Here is a 15,864-nt window from a genome sequence, read left to right as displayed (position 1 = left end):
GTTCCGATCACTCCGGGCGCGCGCGGCCACGGCGGACGTCGTTCGCGATCCAACCCCCCGCGAGGTGCCCGAGCGCCATGGCGACGGCCTGGGTCCCGCCCGAGGTGTGGAACGGGAGCGCCGAGAGGTCGGCGACCCGTAGACCGGGGACGCCACGGACGCGCAGCCGCTCGTCGAGCACCGCGTCCGGTCCGCCGGCAGCGGCAGTGCCCACGGAGTGGAAGATCGCGCCGCCCGTGTCCCGCACGTAGCGCGCGGCCGCGGCGACGTCACCCGCGGGCGCGAGGTCCGCGGGGGCCAGCTCGTCGATCGCGATGCGCGAGACCTCGTCCGTCGCCGCCACCGCTCGCGCCGCCGCGAGGGCGCGTTCAGCCATGACGCGGTCACGGACGTCGCCGAGGAGCGGTCCCCTGAGGTCGGGTCGGGCGTCCGGGTCGGGTCCGGTGGCGTGTACGGCACCGGTCGCGCGCGGCACGAGCGGGAAAGCCTGGATCATGAGCCCGGCGTGCTCGGCGGGCGTCAGCCCGTCGTCACCGGTCGAGACCTCGGTGAGGAGAAGCTGCAGGTCAGGCGTCCGACCACCGCGCGAATCCACGGATGCGACGAGGTCGTACGGGCCAACTGCCAGGCGTCCCGTCCCGGTGAGCAGGTACCGGAGGATCGTGCCGCGCAGGCCGGGTCCGCGCAGGCGCTCGTTCATGCCGAGGCCGTCGCGTATGCGCAGCTTGACCGTGGCGCCGCGCTGCTCGCGCAGCCCCTCCCCGACCGCGCGCGAGGTCACGCGCGGCGCGATGCCGAGGCTCGCCAGTCGGTCGGGGTCTCCGATGCCGGAGCGCTCGAGGATCTGCGGCGACTCGAGCGCGCCGGCCGCGAGGACGACCTCCCGGGCCCGGTGCACGAGATGCCGCCCGTCCGGGGTGCGCACGACGACGCCGACGGCACGGCCCGCCTCCAGAAGGACCCGGACCGCGCGGCGTCGGGTGACGAGCCGGACGCGCCCGGTGAGCAGGTGACGCCGCAGGAGCGCGAGGGCAGTGACGCGGCGTCCCCACCGGATCGTGCCCGGTGTCCGGCCGGCACGCGGGCCACCCCCGACGCGCACGTCCGGCACGAAAGGTGCACCGGTCGCCGCGAGTCCGCCGGCGAGGGCACGCAGGACGGGTGACTCGCCGGGGTCGGCGGCGGGCACCGGCGCCGGAAGCCTGCGCTCGACGTGCGCGAACGCCGCCTCGAACTCGGGCCATGCCCAGGCCGGTCCGAGCTCGGCCGCGAGCGCCTCGTAGAGATGGGACTCGCCGCGGAGATACATCGTGCCGTTGATCAGCGTCGAGCCGCCGGGACCGCGACCACGCAACCAGGTCTCGGCGGAGCCGTGCGCGTTGGTGCCGTCGTCGTCGGTGGTGGAGGTGATGTCGGAGCAGTGGTCGTCGTCGGACGGTGCGTCGGGCCCCGGCTCGACGTCGTACCGGTAGGACAGGGGCGGCCTGGTCATCGTGCGGACGAAGCCCATCGGCACGCTGATCATGGGGTCCACGCCGAGCGCGCCGGCCTCGAGCAGGAGCACGCGCAGGCCCTCGTCGGCGAGACGCGCCGCGACGGCACAACCCGCCGCCCCGGCACCGACGACGACCACCTCGGTGGCGCGTCCCGTCTCAGCGATCGCGTCCGCACCCATGGGCCGACCGTAGGCACGTTCTCTGCCGCACCGCGCAGCCGTACCTCGGACCGGTCAGGTCCGGCCCGTCATCTGGGCCGACGAGCTGGGGGCCGCGCCCGACGGATCCTGCGCGTCCCCGTCCTCGGCGTGCGCAAGGACGATGTCGAACTCGGCGGAGGTCCACGGGCCTTCGATCTCACGGCCGTCCGGCGTCGGGCTGCCGGGTTCGTGGTGGATCCAGTCCTTGATGAGCGACTCCTTGACGCCGAACACGGCGTCGGACGTCAGCAGCTCGTCCCCGCGCACGAAGATGTGCGTGACGAGTCGCCGGTACCCGGGCGCGGTGACCATGAAGTGCAGGTGCGAGGCGCGCATCGGGGAGCGGTGCGTGGCCTCGAGGAGCTGGCCGACCGGCCCGTCGTGCGGGATCGGGTAGGGCGTCGGCTGTACGCCCCAGAACCGGAAGTCGCCGTCGTCGCCGGAGATGAGGTAGGCGCGGCCCTCGGTGCGTCCGTCCTCGTACTGGACGTCGTAGAAGCCGTCGTCGTCGGCCTCCCAGACCTCGAGGCGAGCGCCTGCGATCGGGTTCCCGTCGACGTCCTTCACGGTGCCCGAGACCCAGGCGGGCGTACCCGCGGCACCCTGGGCGATGTCGCCGCCGAGCTCCACGTGCGGGGCGTCCTCGACGAAGAACGGGCCGAAGACCGTGGCCTCCGTCGCGTCGCCACGGGCCGGCTCGTTGACCGCCACGGTGAGCATCGAGGCGCCGAGCACGTCGGAGAGCAGGATGAACTCCTGGCGCACGTCCGAGGTGATGTCGCCCGCCGCACGCAGGAACGCGATGGCGGTGTCCCACTCGTCCTGAGTCAGGCGTGTGTCGCGGATGAACGCGTGCAGGTGCGTGACGAGCTTCTCCATCACCTCGCGGAGGCGGGCGTCGGGCGTGCCCGCGAAGCTGGCGAGCACCTCCTCGAGGACCTGGGCCTCGCGGTGCTCCTGCTCGGAACCCGGCTCCGGGGCCGGGACCACCTTCGCCATGTCATGACCTCCGTGTCTCTGGCTGCTGATCGTTCAGATCCGTCGCACCGCGTCTCGCCGGCGCCGTGCTGGTGCGGCCGCGTCGGGCCACTGCCAGGTCGGAGACCCCGGCCCGGCGTCGGGCGCACCTCTCGTCGGCGGTCATCCGCGGGGGGCCTCGCCCGCCTGGGCGCGTCCGAGGAGCGCGCGAAGATCCTCGGTCCCGACCTGGCGGGGGTTGGACGCGGGGACCTTCTCCAGTGCGAGCTCAGCGGCCTCGTCGAGGTCCTCCGTCCGGAGCCCCAGGTCGGCCAGGGCGCGCGGCGCGCCGAGCGCGTCGTACAGGTGCAGCAGCGCACCGACGGCGTCGGTCCCGTCGCCGTACCCCGCGACCGCGAGCGAGGTCGCGACCCTTGCCGCGGCGTCAGGTGCGGCCTGCGCGTTGAATGCCAGCACGTGCGGCAGCACCACCGTGTGGAGGGCCGCGTGCTCGAGGTCGAACCGGCCGCCGAGCACGTGGCAGATCTTGTGGTGCATCCCTGAGCCGGCCGCGGAGAAGGCAGCGGCGGCCAGGTAGGTGGCGTCCTGGAGGCGACCGCGCGCGGCGAGGTCGGCGCCGTCGGCCACGACGGGGGCGAGCCCCTGTCCGAGGGCGCGTATCCCCTCGGTCGCGTAGGCGGTGGAGACCGCGGACTCCGACGGCGCCCAGAGCGAGTCGACGCAGTGAGCCATGGCGTTGAGGCCGGAGGTCACCGACAGTGACTCCGGAAGGGTGACGGTCAGCTCCGGGTCGTACACGATCGACGCCGGCAGGACCCGCGGATCGGACCCGTTCGTCTTGCGCTGGTTCTCCGTGACCCCCCAGACGACCGTCGCCTCGGAGCCCGCGTACGTCGTCGGGATCGCGACGATCCGCACGTCGTCGGTCAGCGCGATCGCCTTGGCGAGCCCCGTCGTCGAGCCCCCGCCCAGGGCGACGACCGTGCGAACCCCGTGGTCGCGCGCGACGGCGCGGGCGGCCTCCGCGGCGTCGGCCGGGACGTGCGGGCGCACGTCGGGGAACGTCGCGGCGACGTCGACGCCCGCCGCCGAGAGCGCGGCGAGCGGCGCCTCGGCGATGCCCAGCTCCCGCTCGGAGACCACGAGCAGCACCGGCCCGCCCCCGACCGCCTCGATCTCGCCGGCAAGCGCGGTACGCGCGGCACCGGGGCCGGAGACGACGCGCTGGGCGTGCGCGACGTACACGCTGGACGTGCTGGTCATCTGTTCCACCTCCGTGTGGACGACGGTCTCGACCGGTCGACATGGGCCGTCGCCGACCCGTCGGGTCGCCGAGAGGCCCGGCGGCCCCGACCGGTCCTCATCCTCGTCCCGACGTGAGGCCGGAACCACGTGGAAGTCCGTCCAACGGACCGACGTGGCCGATCCAGACAAGACGGCCGGAGGTACGGACGCGGCAGGCTCCCGATCGGCGGCGCACACGGACCGCGCGTCCTTGACGCCCCCCGATCGCCCATGCATCCTCATCGAGGGCGCCGCACCGCTGCACCGCCCGAAGGAGCGCGTCATGACCGAGGTCCGGGAGTTCTCGACCACGCTCGTCGCGCCGGCTGTGCGCAACGAGTCCTGGGAGGCCGCGAGCGCCCACCTCCTCCACAAGATCTCCGTGCGCACGCCCGGTCGCCGCCCGATCGACGCGCGCATCCGCTCCACCCGGGCCGAGGACTCCGTCGTCGCGGAGGTGCAGGCACGCAGCCACGTGGTCGGACGGTCGACCGGCGACGTCGAGCACTGGCCGACCGGTGCCGTGGCGATCGCCGCGCAGCTGGGCCCGGCCGCGCACGGCGACGGTCTGGGTCCCCACCGGTCGGTCGCCACCGGTGAGGTCATGGTCTTCGACGCGGACGTCCCGTTCCAGCGCGCGTATGACCGCGGCATGCACCTGCTCATGTGGCTGGTCCCGCGCGAGGACTTCCTCACCGCCGTCACCGCCACGACGGCGGTCTCCCGGGTGCTCGAGCCCCGCCCGGGCGGTGTCGCCGACCCGCGGGTGGCCACGCTGACCTCGACGATGCTGCGCGGCGCGCATTGGCACGACGCGCCCGCCGAGCTCCTCCCCGGCGGGGAGTGGCGGCCGGCCGACGTGCTCGAAGCCCTGCGCCTGTGCGTACCGGGGGCCGCGCCCTCCTTGCGCAGCTACTTCCTGCTCGCCCGCCACCTCGTTGACCGGAGCCTGGCCGAGCCGGACCTCGGCGCGGTCAGCGTCGCCGCCGGCATCGGGATCTCCGAGCGGCACCTGTCCCGGGTGCTCGCCTCCGAGGGCACGAGCGCGCCGCGATTCGTCACCGACCGTCGCCTCGCCCGCGCCCGCCGGGACCTGCAGGACCCCGCACTCGCCGACGTCTCGGCGGCCGACCTCGGACGCCGCTGGGGCCTCGGCTCACCCGCCCACCTGTCCCGGGTCTACAAGGACCGGTTCGGCATCTCCCCGCGGGAGGACCGGCCGCGGTCCGGAGGGTACGCGCTGCCGCGGACCCTGACCGGACGGGGACCAGCGGGCTGACCCGCCGGCCCCCGTGCCGGCGCGGATGCCGACACCGGACGGCGCGGGCCACATGACGAGCGACTCAGAGCGTGGTCGGCCGGGTCGCGTCGGTGGGGTTCGTCGGGATCGTCACCGGGTCGAGCTTCTGCATGATCTCGTCGCGCTTGTCCTCCCAGTGCGGGGGCAGCATGAACTTGCTGCCCAGCTCCTCGGGCGACTCGTCACAGGTCCAGCCACCCTCGTCGTGGGTCACGGCCAGCTCGAACAGCGCACCACCCGGGGTACGCATGTAGTTGGACTTGAAGTAGGTCCGGTCCTTGAGGTCGGAGACGTCCGTGTAGCCGATCCCCTCGAGGTCGAACTTCACCTCGGCCTGGTTCTCCAGGTTGTCCATGTTCCAGGCGAAGTGGTGGAACGTACCCGACCCGTACCGCCAGGTCCCCGGCTCCTCGGTCCGGTTGACCACCAGCTCGACGTTGTTGCCGTGCTCGGGACTGCCGACGGCGAGCTGGAACCGGTCACCCTCCTCCTTCACGTCGCGGCTGTAGAAGGACTGGTCGAGGAACTCGACCATGTTCTCCGGGTTCTGCACGTGGATCCCCACGCCGTAGATGCCGTGGATCGCGTGCTCACCCCCGACACCGCCCTTGGTGTACCCGACCCGCGGGTCGTGCTCCACCTCGACGAGCTGGTAGTTGATGCCGCTCGGGTGGTTGAAGGCGAGGCGACGCGTACCCAGCGCCTCGAGGTCATGGGTCTCGATACCGAACGAGCCCAGCCGGTCGGTCCAGTAGTTGAGCGACCCCGCCGGCACCGCCAGCTGGTTCTCCCGCGCCTGGTTCGTCCCGCGCCGACCCTCCAGGCCGGCCTGCTTCCACGGGAACGTGGTGATGACCGCCGACGGGTCGCCCGCGGCGTTGGAGTAGTACAGGTGATAGATCGGCAGGCCACCGTCGAACAGGACCGTCTTCTTGATGAAACGCATCCCGAGGACCTTCACGTGGAAGTCCACGTCCTCCTGCGCGTCACCGACGGACAACGTCACGTGATGGGAACCATTGATGTGCGGCATGGGAAGCTCCTTCGCTCCTCGTCGGCCTGGGACGTACGGCGCCGGGGCGGGACCCGCGCCGCTCGACGTCGACGCTAGGTCGGGCTCTGCGCGCGCCGCTCGGCGCCCGGGCCACCGTGGCGGATCGGGTCAAGCCGACGGCGACGAACCCGGCGCCCGGCGCCGCGCATCACCCCGCGTCGGCGCTGCGCACGAGCTCCGCGAGCGACTCGACCTGGGAGTCGGCGACGACGTGCTCCTCGCCGTCGAGCACGTCCAGACGTACCTCGGCGCCGCGCTCCCGGAGTGCCTGCACGGTCTCCTCGGTGCGGAACAGCGGTGCCAGCTCGTCCGCCTCGGCGAGCGCCATCCGCACGGGCAGTCCCTCGAGCGAGGCGTTGCCGGTCGGCGCGGGCATCCCCCTCGGCCCCACGTACCCGCCCGCGAACAGTGCCGCACCCGCAAGACCGGCGGCCGCCTCCTGCAGGAGGAACGTCGACAGCAGGCACGATCCCTGCGAGAACCCCAGGACCACGACACGCTCCCGCGGCAGCCCCGCCCCGGACAGCGCGTCGAGCCCGCGTGACACGGTGGCCAGCGCGTCGTCGAGCCAGGGCTGGTTCTGCTCGATCGGTGCGACGAACCGCTCGGGGTACCACGAGCTGTCCGCCGCCTGCGGCAGGAGGGCCGCGACGGGTGGGAGCCCGCTCGGGAGGCGGTCGAGCACCGCCGTCATGTAGTCGGTGGTCTGTCCGCGGCCGTGGACCGCGAGGATGCCCACCCGGGCATCGGCGGGATCGGCGCCCCACCAGTGCGCACGGACGTCCCCCAGCTGGATCTCGGTCACCGTTGCTCCCGGGCTCGTTCGGTCAGGTCGATCGCCATCGTGCCAGGGCGGACGCGGCCGGCCGGACCGAACCGCGCTCACTCGTCGAGCAGAACCCCGCTCACTCGTGGGGCTGAGCAGCCCAGGCCAGGCAGAACCGCGCTCGCTCGTCGTCAGGGGGCGTCGGGCCGCGTGCGCTCCAGGGTCTCCGGCGCGGTCCGCCACGGCAGGAGTCCGACCAGCAGGATCACGCCGGCCACGCCGAACGCCCAGCCGTACCCGACCGAGTCCACGAGCACGCCAGAGACGATCGGGCCGAGGATCGTGCCGGTGTCCATCGCCATCTGGCTGCGCGCGACCACCGGGCCGCCGCTCCGTTCGCGTCCCACCACGTCGGCGAGCACCGCCTGCTGGGCCGGCTGGATGGCCGCCGCAGCCACACCGCCGAGCACGCACAGCACGAGGACCATCACCACGTGGAAGGAGAGTCCGAGCAGCAGGGCGGTGAGGGCGGAGAAGGCCAGCCCTCCCATGAGCAGCGGTCGGCGTCCGACGCGGTCGATCGCCCGCCCGCTCCACCTGAGGGTGACGAGCGTGCCGATCGCGTAGCTCGCCAGCGCAACCCCCGGGGACCAGTCGCCCGCACCGGCGACGGTGACCACGAACAGCGGGATGATCGCCATCCGCACGCCCATGTTCGCCCAGCCGTGCGTGAACCCGGAGACGAGCGACGCCCGGTAGGCCGGGTCCCGCATGGCCTCGGCCACCCGCATCGGCGGCTGGGTCGGCGGGGCGTCCACGCGCGCCTTCGCCGCCTCGCGCGCGGCCCGGGAGGGGCGGACGAACACGGCGACGAGGGCGGCGGCGACGAGCAGCCCGACCCCGTAGATGATGAACGGCGCCCGCAGGCCCAGCCCGGACAACGCGGCGCCCAGCACGGGGCCGAGGACGTTGCCCAGCAGGAAGCCCGAGCCGAACAGCGCCGAGGCCCGCCCCCGCTTCGCCACCGGCGCGAGCGCGATGACCAGGGAGGCCGCCGAGATGGTGAACATCGTCGAGCCGATGCCACCCAGCCCGCGGAAGGTGAGGAGCTGCCAGTAGTCGCCGGCGAACGCGCTCGCTCCGGTCGACAGCGCCACGACGACGAGCCCCGTCACGTAGACGACCCGTGGTCCGAGGCGACCCACGAGGCTCCCGCCGACGGGGGCGAACACCAGTCGCATGAAGGCGAACGCGGACACGACGACGGTCGCCGCCGTCACGCCCACGCCGAACGACCGCGCGTACGTCGGCAGCACGGGCGCGACCAGCCCGTAGCCCATCGCCACGATGAACGAGGCGACGACGAGGAACCAGATCTCCCGCGGCATCGGCTCGGAGTCGGGAGCCGGGACGGGGCCGGAGCCAGGTGGAGTCGTCATGTCCGGGCCATTGTCGCCCACGGGTGACCCCTTCCCCGCGCGCACCGTTGCCACCGGTGCGCACCCCGCGGCTACTGTCGGGACGTGGACGACGTCAACGGCTGGACCGCGATGCTCGCAGAGAATCCCGGCCACTCGCGCTGGTACATCGACCGGTTCCGGCGCATGGCGGACAACGAGGTGGACCTCGGCGGCGAGGCCCGCCTCGTCGACGCGATGGTCCCCCGCGGCGCACGGATCCTCGACGCCGGTGCCGGCACCGGCCGCGTGGGGGGCCGGCTGGCGGCGGCGGGCCACGTCGTCGTCGGCGTCGACCTCGACCCCGAGCTGGTCGAGGAGGCCCGCGCCGTCCACCCCGGTCCCCAGTGGCTCGTCGGCGACATCGCCGACCTCGATCGCGCGCTCGACGCCCGTACGGGCACAGACGAGCCGTTCGACGCCGTCGTCTGCGCCGGGAACGTCCTCACCTTCCTCTCCCACGCCGAGAGGCGCCCCACCCTGGCGGGCTTCGCCCGGCACCTCGCCGCCGACGGCCGCGTCGCCGTCGGCTTCGGGCCGGACCGCGGCTACCCGGTCGACGACTTCCTCGCCGACGCACGGTCCGCCGGCCTCACGCCCGACCTCCTGCTCGGGACGTGGGACCTGCGCGCGCTGCGACCGTCCTCCGACTTCCTCGTCGCGCTGCTCGGTCACGCCTGACGACGGCGGGGCCGGACCCCGGCGCCCGGCCGGTCGAGCGACGTCGCGGCAACCCCCCGACGACACCCGGGCGGCGGCTCGGTGAACACTTCGTGATCGTGAGCCAGGTCGCGGGGATCGCGCCGCCGGCCGCCCCAGGATGGGGCCGTGGCCATCCTCGTGGACCCCGGGACGTCGTTCACCACCCTCCCGCCGAGCGACCTCGCCGCACCCGTACCCGTGGCGACGTCGCCCGCACACCTGGGCGCCCCGCCCCTGCCGGGAGCCACGACGACCGGTCACCCCTCCGCGCCGTCCCCGGCCTGGTCGATGTTCGACATCGAGCCACTGCCCGCCCCGTACCCGCGCGTCGCGGTGCCGTACGGGCAGCGCACCGGCCCCTGGGCGATCGCGCACCGAGGCGGCCTGGCGAACGCCCCGGAGAACACGGTCGCCGCGTTCGCCCGGGCCACGGACGCCGGACTGACCTACCTCGAGACCGACGTGCGCGTGACCGCGGACGGGGTGCCCGTCGCCTTCCACGACGCCACGCTCGACCGCGTCACCGACCTCGTCGGACCCGTCGGGGCGCGCACGTGGGTCGAGCTGGCGACCGCCCGGGTCCTCGGCGCCGAGCCGATCACCCGCATCGACGACCTCCTCGCCCGCTTCCCGGACTCGCGCTTCATCGTCGACGTCAAGGAGGCGGCCGCCATCGGCCCGCTCGTCGACGCGGTCCGCCGCACCCGGGCGGCCGACCGGGTCTGCGTCGCGGGCGGGTTCGACGGCTGGCTCGCCGAGATCCGTGACCGCACGGGGGTCGCCTCGGCGCTCGGCTGGCGGGCCCTGCTCCGGCTCTACCTGTGCGCGATGTCCGGGGTGCGCCCGCCGCGGGAGATCGCTGCCGACGGCGACTTCGCGCACGCCGCCTGGCGCCTGGGCCGGCTCGCCCTCATGGCGAACCCACGGGTCGCCGACCGGCTGGTCGGCATGGCGCACGACCTCCGGCTCCGGGTGGTCGCCTGGACGGTGGACGCGCCGGACGACGTGCGTCGCCTGCTCGACCAGGGGGTCGACGGGATCATCGCCGACGACGCCGAGACCCTCGTGGGGAGCTTCGCCTCGGTCGGCCGGGCCCCCGCGGGGCCCTGACCGCACCGCGACCCGGCCCGCGCACCGCGGCCCAGGCCCCACAGCGCGACCAGGGCCGCGTACCGCGGCCGCCGTCCGGGTCCGGCCCCGCCTACGGTCCCTGCGGACCACCTGTGTGACCTGGCCCCTCCCGCCCGTGGACGGGCTGTGAGAACCTGACCTTCCCGACACGCGGAGGATGCCGTGGACACCTGGGACCGGGACCGGTTGTGGCAGGCGATCAAGACGGAGCGCACGCGCCTGGCCGAGGACCTCGAGGGACTCACCGACGAGCAGTGGCGCACCACCTCCCTGAGCAGCGCCTGGACCGTCGAGGAGACGCTCGCCCATCTCACCGCCGCCGGCAGCACGGGGAAGATCGCCTGGCTGCGGAGCATGGTCGGCTCGCGCTTCCGCACCGACGTCCACAACGCCCGGCTCCTCGCCCAGCACATGGGCGACTCCCCCGCCGAGACGCTGCGGCGCTTCCGCACGACGATCCCCAGCCGCATCGAGCCCACCCGCACCACGTGGGCCTGGCTCGGCGAGGTGGTGGTGCACGGCATGGACGTCCGCGTACCTCTCGGCATCTCCTCGGAACCGGACCACGACGCGGTCGAGCAGGTGGCGCTGAGCTATGCCGCCAAGGACTGGGCGGTCAACTCCAGCTCGGCGGTCGAGGATCTCGAGCTCGTCGCCACCGACGGCGTCTTCCGGTACGGGGAGGGGCCGAGGGTCTCCGGCCGCACCCTCGAGCTCGTCATGGCGATGGCCGGCCGACCCGAGTTCCTCGACCGGCTCGAGGGCCCCGGCGTTCAGACCCTCCGGACGCGGTTCACTCGCGCGGCCTGACGCGCCTCACCAGCGCGCCGACGACTCGGGGTCGCCGATCCGGACGATCCCCGCCGAGAGCACCGCGACCTCGCGCACGTCGGACAGGTCGGGAGCGTCCTCGTCGGCGGTCCGGCCCGGCTCCCCGCGGACGAGGGCCCGCGCCCGCACGCCGCCGTCCACGTCGAGCACGACGTCGACCCAGGTCCTGCCCCGCACGTGCCGCACCCCCGTGGCACGGGCCGGCAGCACGGCCGCGACGTCGTCGGACGGGCCGCCCGGCCCGTTCCCGACCGGACGCACGACGAGAGCCCCGGGCGCCAGCGCGACCTCGCCCCGGCCGGGGCCGTCCACGACGCGGTGCGCGCCGTCCCCGCCGTCCGCGCCGCGGCCGAGCGCGGACGCCGGCAGCACCGGCCCGTGTCCCAGCAGCTCGGCGACCTCCCGGTCGGCGGGGGCCGACCACAGCTGCCGCGGGGTCGCCACCTGGCGCAGCCGACCGGCTGACAGCACCGCGATCCGGTCGGCGACGGTGGCCGCCTCGTCCAGGTCGTGCGTGACGTGCAGCGCGGTGGCGCCGGCCGCGCGCAGGATCGCCGAGAGGTCGACGGCGAGCCGTTCCCGCAGCGCGCGGTCGAGTGCCGAGAGCGGCTCGTCGAGCAGGACCGCCCGCGGTCGCGGGGCGAGGGCGCGGGCGAGCGCCACGCGCTGCGCCTGCCCGCCCGACAGCGTGGTCACGGCGCGGCCGGCCAGGTCCGCGAGGCCGACGAGCTCGAGCAGCTCGGCCACCCGCTGCTCGCGCTCGGCCCGGGTGGGCCGCTCGGCCCGGGCGAAGGAGCGCAGCCCGTACGCGACGTTCCCCGCGACGTCGAGGTGGTCGAACAGCTGCCCGTCCTGGAAGAGCAGCCCCACCCCGCGCCGGTGCACGGGCACCCCGGCGAGGTCGGCACCGTCGAGACGCACCGCCCCGGACGCGAGGGGCTCGAGCCCGGCGACGGCACGCAGCAGCGAGGACTTGCCCGACCCGGAGGCGCCGACGACCGCGAGGACCTCACCCGGCGCGAGGCTGAGCGACACCGCGTCGACGGCTCGGTGCCCGTCCGGGTAGACGACCGAGACCCCGTCGACGACGAGGCCACCGGCGGCGTCCGCCGTGACCGTCGCGTGCCTGTCGTTCACCATCCCGCATCCCCTTCCGCACGTGCGCGCTCGGCGAGCGCCATGACCGTGGCCGTGAGCGCGGCCAGCAGCACGGCGGCCGCCATCGCCGTGCCCTGGCTGTCGATGCCGGGCCGCCCGAGCAGGCGCACGACCGCCACCGGCAGTGTCGGGTCGGTGGAGCGCGCGAGGAAGCTCGTCGCCCCGAACTCTCCCATCGACACCGCGAACGCGAAGCCGGTCGCCACCCCGCCGGCGCGCAGGAGCGCAGGACCGTCGACGGTGAGCAGCACCCGCCGCGGGGACGCCCCGAGCGTCGCGGCGACCTCCCGCTGCCGGGCGGGAACCGACCTGAGCACCGGCACCACGGTGCGGACCACGAGCGGCACCGCCACGACGGCCTGTGCGATCGGGACGGCGAGCGGCGAGCCACGCAGGTCGACCGGCAACCACCCCGACAGGAGCACGAGACCGAAGCCCACCGTCACCGCGGACACGCCGATCGGCAGCATCACGAGGGTGTCGAGCAGGGCGCGGCCACGACCGGCTCCGGCGGGCCTACGCCCTGCGCCCCGGCCCCGGTCCGCACCACCGGCCCGCGCCGCGGCCGCCCCATGCGCGCCCGGCCCGGCCCCGCCGCGCGCCACGAGCTCCCCCGCACCAGGCCGGCCGGCGATGACGACGGCGGCGAGCAGGCCCACCACGAGCGCGAGAAGGGTCGCGTCGACGGCCGACCGCAGGGAGAGCTCCGCGGCGTCGAGCACGGAGCGCGGGAGCGCCCCGCCGCCGTCGCCCGCGAGCGCGCGGTAGTGGTCGAGCGTCCACGAGCCGTCGGCCGCGCGCAGCGAGCGCTCGACGAGGCCGAGCATCGGCGCGATCAGCAGACCGGCGACGACGGCGGCCGTCAGCGCGGCGGCGCCCAGGGTGCCGGGCGAGCGGAGGTCGAGCGGCGGGGTCGCGACGGGACGCACCCGGCCGGCCGGGCGCCGGGACCGCGCGACGAGCAGGGTGGCCGCCACGACGACGGCGATCTGCACGATCGAGAGCACCGCGGCCCCGCGCAGGTCGAGGTTGCGGGTGCCCAGCCGCCAGATCTCGGTCTCGAGGGTCGACCAGCCGAGCGGGCCGAGGCTGCGGACGATCCCGTAGGAGGTCGCGCAGAACAGGGCGACGAGCGCACCGGCGGAGGTGATCGCCGGGGTCAGGGCGGGCAGCGTGACCGTGCGCAGCGCCCGCCACGGGGAGGCGCCGAGCGTGCGCGCCGCCTGCTCCGGCCGCGGGTCCAGCGCGGCCCACGCCGGCCCGACCACCCGGACGACGACCGAGTAGTTGAAGAACACGAGCGCCGCGAGCAGCGCCCACGGGGACCGGTCGAGCCCGAGGAACCCCAGGACGCCCGACGGGGCGAGGACCGCCCGGAACGCGACGCCGACGACCACGGTGGGCAGCACGAACGGCACCGCGACGACCGCGCGCAGGATCCGGCGACCGGGGAACGACGTCCGGTACAGGACGTACGCGCCCGGGACCCCGAGCGCGAGCGCGCAGACGGTCGCGGCGAGCGCCTGCGCGAGGGTGCGCCAGAGCGCGTCGAGCGTGGACCTGCGCGCGAGGATCTCCAGCACGGGGTCGCCGGCGGGGATCCCGGGGATCCGCTCCCCCGGCAGCAGCCCGTGGACCACCAGCGCCGCGACGGGCGCGACGAAGAAGATCGCGAGGAACGCGACCGGCACCCCGACCGCGAGAGCGCGCGCGAGGCGGCGGGCCGTCAACCGCCGACCACCTCGTCCCAGGTGCGCAGCCACTCCTCGCGGTTCGCGTCGATCTCGCCGGCCGGCATCTCGATCGGCTCCTCGGCGGGCGGTGCGAACTCGGACCACGCCTCGGGCAGCGGGGCCTCGTCGTCGACGGGGTACATGTACATCGACTCGGGCATGGCGGCCTGGACGTCCGCGGACAGCAACCAGTCGATCACCGCGCGCGCACCCTCGGGGTTGCTCGCGTCCGCCACGACGCCCGCGTACTCCACCTGCCGGACGCAGGTGTCGAGCAGCGCCGCCGTGGTCGAGCCCGTGCCGTCCTCGGTGGGGGTCGCGGCCGGGGAGGAGGAGTAGGACAGGACGATCGGGCGGTCCCCGCCGGAGAACGTGAAGTCGACGTAGTAGGCGTCCGACCAGGAGTCGACGACCCGCAGGCCGTTGTCGAGAAGGCTCTGCCAGTAGTCGGCGAACCCCTCCTCGCCGCTCTCCGCGACGGTGGCCACGAGGAGCGAGAGACCCGGCGAGGAGACGTTCGGGTCGGTGACGACCGTGAGGTCCGCGTAGTCGGGCTCGGTCAGGTCCGCGAGCGTCTGCGGCGGCGTGAGCCCCTCCCGCTCGAACCACGCGGTGTCGACGTTGAGGCACACGTCGCCGAAGTCGACGGGAGTGAGCTGGTCCCCTCCGTCGACGAGCAGGTCCTCCGCGGAGGCGGGCAGGTCCGGCGAGGTGTAGGGCTCGAGCACGCCCCCGTCGATCGCACGGCTCGCGTAGGCGTTGTCGATGCCGTACACGACGTCGGCGGACGGGCTGCCCGCGGTGAGGAGGAGCTCGTTGACGACGCTGCCCGCGTCCCCGGGCGCCGTGACGACGAGCGTGTACCCGCTCTCCGCCTCGAACTGCTCGATCAGCTCGTCGGGGAGGTTGAACGAGTCGTGCGTGACGAGAGCGACCTCGCCGCCCGCGCCTGCCGGCGCCTCGCCGGACCCGCCGGACGCGCCCTCGGACGCCTGCTCCGCCGTCTCCGCGTCGCCCGCGCCCTCGGAGTCGTCCGTGTCCTCGTCCCCGCCGCCCAGCGAGCAGCCGGCGAGGGTGAGGGCGAGGGCCGTGCCGAGCCCGAGAGCCCGCGCGCCCCGGCGGTGGGGGCCCGGGTGGTCCGTGCCGGCGCCCGGGCGGCGGAAGCCGGTGCCCGGGCCGGTGATGGTGCTGCGCATGTCGTACCTCCTGCGTGGGTGCGCAGGGTTCGTCGCCGCGGCGGGTACCGCGACGACGGAGAGATGTCCCGACTACCTCCGCCGGTGCTAACCGGATCAGGTTCGAGGGTCTGCGGCGTACCGCACTCTCAGCGCCGTGGTCGGCGCTCCCCTGTCGTTCACCGGCATGCTACCGCGCCGCCCGGACACGACGCGGCCCGCACCACGTGCGTGGTGCGGGCCTGCGGCGGGGCCGGGCGACGTCGGACGGCCGCCGGTCGCGCCCCGGCGCCATGCGCGCGAAGGGTCGTCAGTCGTCGAAGACGTCGTCCGAGACCTTCTGCAGCTCGGCGGGCTTGTACCACTTGGCGGCCTGGCGCATGGCCAGCTGGCGGACCAGGCCGACGACGGCCCCCGAGACGGCCGTGAACACCACGATCTCGACCAGGGAGACCGAGTCGTCGCCGTCGACGACCTCCGGCGGCTCGTGGCCCGTGACCGCGACCCAGCCCTTCGAGAGGATCTTGTTCGCCGCGATGCCGGCGACCACGCCGGCGCCCGTGCTCACGATCTTCCAACCGATGTCCATCTGTGCCCTC

Annotated in this window: 14 protein-coding genes and 1 riboswitch; of the genes, 4 read left to right on the top strand and 10 right to left on the bottom strand. The window is 74.6% G+C overall.

Features of this window, described 5'->3' with window-relative positions; genetic code table 11:
* Positions 1-7: 7 nt before the first annotated feature.
* The 3 genes from ACZLKG_RS01760 to ACZLKG_RS01750 form a co-directional block, all read right to left on the bottom strand.
* On the bottom strand, positions 8-1,675 hold the full coding sequence (locus tag ACZLKG_RS01760) for a GMC family oxidoreductase (RefSeq protein WP_463647714.1): 1,668 nt from the start codon (positions 1,673-1,675) through the stop codon (positions 8-10).
* Positions 1,676-1,729: 54 nt separating this feature from the next.
* Complete coding sequence (locus ACZLKG_RS01755; RefSeq protein ID WP_425707482.1) at positions 1,730-2,695, bottom strand: dioxygenase family protein; 966 nt, start codon at positions 2,693-2,695, stop codon at positions 1,730-1,732.
* A gap of 141 nt (positions 2,696-2,836) precedes the next feature.
* Positions 2,837-3,937: a maleylacetate reductase gene (locus ACZLKG_RS01750; protein ID WP_425707481.1), complete on the bottom strand. Its 1,101-nt coding sequence runs from the start codon at positions 3,935-3,937 to the stop codon at positions 2,837-2,839.
* Between the two features lie 304 nt (positions 3,938-4,241).
* On the opposite strand from ACZLKG_RS01750, the gene ACZLKG_RS01745 reads away from it, so the two are divergent.
* Complete coding sequence (locus ACZLKG_RS01745) at positions 4,242-5,237, top strand: helix-turn-helix domain-containing protein (RefSeq protein WP_463647713.1); 996 nt, start codon at positions 4,242-4,244, stop codon at positions 5,235-5,237.
* 64 nt (positions 5,238-5,301) lie between these two features.
* On the opposite strand, the gene ACZLKG_RS01740 is transcribed toward ACZLKG_RS01745, so the two are convergent.
* From ACZLKG_RS01740 to ACZLKG_RS01730, 3 genes are all read right to left on the bottom strand, one after another.
* Positions 5,302-6,291 (bottom strand): VOC family protein, encoded by a 990-nt coding sequence (locus ACZLKG_RS01740; RefSeq protein ID WP_463647712.1) that lies wholly within the window; start codon positions 6,289-6,291, stop codon positions 5,302-5,304.
* Positions 6,292-6,460: 169 nt separating this feature from the next.
* The gene (locus ACZLKG_RS01735; RefSeq protein WP_463647711.1) at positions 6,461-7,117 is read right to left on the bottom strand and encodes an alpha/beta hydrolase; all 657 of its coding nucleotides are present in this window, start codon (positions 7,115-7,117) and stop codon (positions 6,461-6,463) included.
* A gap of 152 nt (positions 7,118-7,269) precedes the next feature.
* Complete coding sequence (locus ACZLKG_RS01730; protein WP_463647710.1) at positions 7,270-8,517, bottom strand: MFS transporter; 1,248 nt, start codon at positions 8,515-8,517, stop codon at positions 7,270-7,272.
* A gap of 111 nt (positions 8,518-8,628) precedes the next feature.
* On the opposite strand from ACZLKG_RS01730, the gene ACZLKG_RS01725 reads away from it, so the two are divergent.
* The 3 genes from ACZLKG_RS01725 (at position 8,629) to ACZLKG_RS01715 (ending at position 11,178) form a co-directional block, all read left to right on the top strand.
* Positions 8,629-9,216 (top strand): class I SAM-dependent methyltransferase, encoded by a 588-nt coding sequence (locus ACZLKG_RS01725; RefSeq protein ID WP_463648068.1) that lies wholly within the window; start codon positions 8,629-8,631, stop codon positions 9,214-9,216.
* A 147-nt stretch (positions 9,217-9,363) separates the two neighbouring features.
* Positions 9,364-10,347, top strand: a complete 984-nt coding sequence (locus ACZLKG_RS01720; RefSeq protein WP_463647709.1) for a glycerophosphodiester phosphodiesterase family protein — start codon at positions 9,364-9,366, stop codon at positions 10,345-10,347.
* Between the two features lie 183 nt (positions 10,348-10,530).
* Complete coding sequence (locus ACZLKG_RS01715; RefSeq protein WP_425707474.1) at positions 10,531-11,178, top strand: maleylpyruvate isomerase family mycothiol-dependent enzyme; 648 nt, start codon at positions 10,531-10,533, stop codon at positions 11,176-11,178.
* A gap of 6 nt (positions 11,179-11,184) precedes the next feature.
* Here the strand turns inward: ACZLKG_RS01715 and ACZLKG_RS01710 are convergent, their stop codons facing one another.
* The 4 genes from ACZLKG_RS01710 to ACZLKG_RS01695 all read right to left on the bottom strand — a co-directional run bounded on the left by ACZLKG_RS01710 (position 11,185) and on the right by ACZLKG_RS01695 (position 15,854).
* Positions 11,185-12,339, bottom strand: a complete 1,155-nt coding sequence (locus ACZLKG_RS01710; protein WP_463647708.1) for an ABC transporter ATP-binding protein — start codon at positions 12,337-12,339, stop codon at positions 11,185-11,187.
* Positions 12,333-14,087 (bottom strand): ABC transporter permease, encoded by a 1,755-nt coding sequence (locus tag ACZLKG_RS01705; protein ID WP_463647707.1) that lies wholly within the window; start codon positions 14,085-14,087, stop codon positions 12,333-12,335. The genes ACZLKG_RS01710 and ACZLKG_RS01705 overlap by 7 nt, the downstream gene beginning before the upstream one ends.
* A complete protein-coding gene (locus ACZLKG_RS01700; RefSeq protein WP_463647706.1) occupies positions 14,084-15,286 on the bottom strand; it encodes a thiamine ABC transporter substrate-binding protein in 1,203 nt (400 codons plus the stop codon). The genes ACZLKG_RS01705 and ACZLKG_RS01700 overlap by 4 nt, the downstream gene beginning before the upstream one ends.
* A 56-nt stretch (positions 15,287-15,342) precedes the next feature.
* A riboswitch (TPP riboswitch) is annotated at positions 15,343-15,449 on the bottom strand.
* Between the two features lie 126 nt (positions 15,450-15,575).
* Positions 15,576-15,854, bottom strand: coding sequence for a DUF4235 domain-containing protein (locus tag ACZLKG_RS01695; RefSeq protein WP_463647705.1), 279 nt, complete (start codon positions 15,852-15,854; stop codon positions 15,576-15,578).
* Positions 15,855-15,864 lie beyond the last annotated feature (10 nt).

This window comes from Georgenia sp. Z2081, assembly GCF_055326445.1.
This window is presented reverse-complemented; position numbering and strand designations above follow the sequence as displayed.

Bases quoted from the DNA above. Each gene is read 5' to 3' on its own strand.
- ACZLKG_RS01760 (WP_463647714.1), bottom strand. From the start codon at position 1,675: ATGGGTGCGGACGCGATCGCTGAGACGGGACGCGCCACCGAGGTGGTC.
- ACZLKG_RS01755 (WP_425707482.1), bottom strand. From the start codon at position 2,695: ATGGCGAAGGTGGTCCCGGCCCCGGAGCCGGGTTCCGAGCAGGAGCAC.
- ACZLKG_RS01750 (WP_425707481.1), bottom strand. From the start codon at position 3,937: ATGACCAGCACGTCCAGCGTGTACGTCGCGCACGCCCAGCGCGTCGTC.
- ACZLKG_RS01745 (WP_463647713.1), top strand. From the start codon at position 4,242: ATGACCGAGGTCCGGGAGTTCTCGACCACGCTCGTCGCGCCGGCTGTG.
- ACZLKG_RS01740 (WP_463647712.1), bottom strand. From the start codon at position 6,291: ATGCCGCACATCAATGGTTCCCATCACGTGACGTTGTCCGTCGGTGAC.
- ACZLKG_RS01730 (WP_463647710.1), bottom strand. From the start codon at position 8,517: ATGACGACTCCACCTGGCTCCGGCCCCGTCCCGGCTCCCGACTCCGAG.
- ACZLKG_RS01725 (WP_463648068.1), top strand. From the start codon at position 8,629: ATGCTCGCAGAGAATCCCGGCCACTCGCGCTGGTACATCGACCGGTTC.
- ACZLKG_RS01710 (WP_463647708.1), bottom strand. From the start codon at position 12,339: ATGGTGAACGACAGGCACGCGACGGTCACGGCGGACGCCGCCGGTGGC.
- ACZLKG_RS01700 (WP_463647706.1), bottom strand. From the start codon at position 15,286: ATGCGCAGCACCATCACCGGCCCGGGCACCGGCTTCCGCCGCCCGGGC.
- ACZLKG_RS01695 (WP_463647705.1), bottom strand. From the start codon at position 15,854: ATGGACATCGGTTGGAAGATCGTGAGCACGGGCGCCGGCGTGGTCGCC.